The following is a 2,387-nucleotide window of genomic DNA, read 5'->3' on the forward strand; positions in this document are numbered from 1 at the left end:
GATCCTCGACCGGGGAACTGCCGACTACCGTCGGCGTGTGACTCCTCGCGGCACCTCGAACGGTGCGTACGACTTCTGTGTGGTCGGCGGCGGCATCGTCGGCGTGGCCACCGCGCATCGGTTGCTGACCCAGTATCCCGAGGCGAGCCTGGTGCTCATCGAGAAGGAAGACACGCTCGGCGCGCATCAGACCGGGCACAACAGCGGCGTCATCCACTCCGGGATCTATTACCCCCCGGACAGTTTGAAGGCACGGCTGTGCCGGGCCGGTGCGCGATGGACGAAGGAATTCGCCGCGGCCCACGACATTCCGTTCCGTGAATGCGGAAAGTTGCTGGTAGCCACCGATTCCGCCGAACACGCGCGGATGCTGGCGCTGTACGAGCGTTCGATCGCCAACGGCGTGGAGGTCGAGGCGATCGACGCGGCCGAACTGCGGCGGCGCGAACCACGGATCACCGGGGTCGGCGCGCTGTTCGTGCCTGCCACCGGCATCATCGACTACACGTTGGTCACCGCCGCGCTCGCCGCCGAGGTCGAGTCGATGGGCGGCAGGATTCTGCTCGGCACCGCAGTCGAGGCGATCACCGAGAGTGTCTCCGCCGTCACGGTTTCGGGTCCGGGTGGTTCGGTCACCGCGGGCACACTGATCGTGTGCGCGGGCCTGCAGGCCGACCGGATGGCACGAAAGGCCGGGATAGAAACGGACTTTCGGATCGTTCCGTTCCGTGGCGAGTACTACCGGCTCCCCGCCGAGCGATCGGATCTGGTACGCACGCTGATCTATCCGGTGCCCGACCCCGCGCTGCCGTTCCTCGGCGTGCACCTGAGTCCCACCATCGACGGCGAACTCACCGTCGGCCCCAACGCGGTGCTCGGGCTGTCGCGGGAGGGGTATCGCAAGGGCAGCGTGAACCGACGTGACGCCATCGACGTGCTGAGTTTCGCCGGCGTGCGCCGGGTGGCCCGCGACCATCTCGCCACCGGGATCCGCGAGCTCCGCAATTCGGTGTTCAAGCGCGGCTACCTCGCCGAATGCCGCAAATATTGCCCCGAACTCAGCACCGACGACCTGCTCCCGCACCGTGCGGGCATCCGGGCCCAGGCGGTGCTGCGTGACGGCACGCTGGTGCACGACTTCCTCATCGAACGCACGCCGCGCTCCATCCACGTGCTCAACGCACCGTCCCCGGCCGCCACGTCGGCGATGCCGATTGCCGAATACCTGGTCGAACAACTCCATTCCGCTAAATAAAGAGGAGATTTGTAGTACTTTTGGCTCCTGTACGCGTGGGCGAGGAAACCCATCCGGAGCAGGGAGGGCCGATGGGCCACATCAGGTTTGCGAGTGACGTCGGCGCACCGGTCGATGCCGCCTTCGCCTACACCGAGGATTTCCGCCACGCGCCGCAGTGGCTGGTCGGCGTCACCGACGTCGCGCCGCTGGGCGAACCGGATCAGGGCTTGGGCGCCGCGTTCGCGGTGAAAGTCCGGTTGTTCGGAGTGATCCCGCTGCGTTCATCGGTGGAGATCACCGAATATCGGCGCAATGCCGTCATCGGGTATACCCTGCGTGGGCGGGTATACGGAACCGTTACCCTGCGATTCGATCCACTCGGCTACGAACGGTCGGTGCTGACCTCCGAAGCCGACTATCCACCACCACGCGGCATGTTCGGCCGCCTGTGCCACGGCCTCGTCGACGCGGCCGCGAAATCGGCACTGCGCCGAACGGAATCGCGGTTGCGAAGGGAGATAGAGGCATTCCACGGTACCGATCTTGTCGGCCGCATCGCCTAGGGTGGCGGTCATGATCATCGTGAGCACCGACGGGTCCTGCCTGCGCAATCCCGGTGGTGCCATCGGCTGGGCATGGGTGAATCATTCCGGGCCCGCCGACAGTGGTGGCGCGGCCAGCGGCACCAACCAGATCGCCGAACTGCGCGGGGTACTGGAAGCCATCCTCGCCCACCCCGGCGCCGAACCGATGCTCATCGAGAGCGACTCCCAGTACGCCATCAAGTGCGCCTCGGAATGGATCACCAGCTGGCGACGCAACGGCTGGCGCACCTCCACCGGCGGCGCGGTGAAGAACGTCGAGATCATCAAGCAGATCGACCGGGCCATCACCGGCCGCGAAGGACCGGTGCGGTTCCGCTGGGTGCGCGGCCACGTGGGCAACTACTTCAACGAACAAGCCGACAAACTGGCGGGCGAAGCGGCACGAGCTGTCCGCGAGAACCCGGCTCTCGGCCGCGAGTCGGCCCCGGTCGCGCCGGAACCGGCAAGGATTCGGCGCCGGGAACCCGCGGCGCCTGTCCCCACGAACTCGGTCTCCACAGGGAAGTCGGTCGCAGCTGAAGTGCCGGTAGCAGGGACTCTGACCC

At 66.7% G+C, this 2,387-nt stretch carries 3 protein-coding genes; all 3 read left to right on the top strand.

All coding sequences use genetic code 11. The features are described from left to right. The first annotated feature begins 37 nt into the window (after positions 1-37). The gene (lhgO, locus tag ACFWF3_RS32425; RefSeq protein WP_379317661.1) at positions 38-1,255 is read left to right on the top strand and encodes an L-2-hydroxyglutarate oxidase; all 1,218 of its coding nucleotides are present in this window, start codon (positions 38-40) and stop codon (positions 1,253-1,255) included. 71 nt (positions 1,256-1,326) lie between these two features. After that, positions 1,327-1,800 carry an SRPBCC family protein gene (locus ACFWF3_RS32430; protein ID WP_378989329.1) on the top strand — a complete coding sequence of 158 codons (474 nt, stop codon included), beginning with the start codon at positions 1,327-1,329 and terminating at the stop codon, positions 1,798-1,800. 10 nt (positions 1,801-1,810) lie between these two features. Next, positions 1,811-2,387: ribonuclease H (locus ACFWF3_RS32435; protein ID WP_379317659.1), on the top strand; the 577-nt coding region annotated here is incomplete at its 3' end.

Source organism: Nocardia sp. NPDC060220 (genome assembly GCF_042727815.1).
Classification (GTDB): Bacteria; Actinomycetota; Actinomycetes; order Mycobacteriales; family Mycobacteriaceae; genus Nocardia.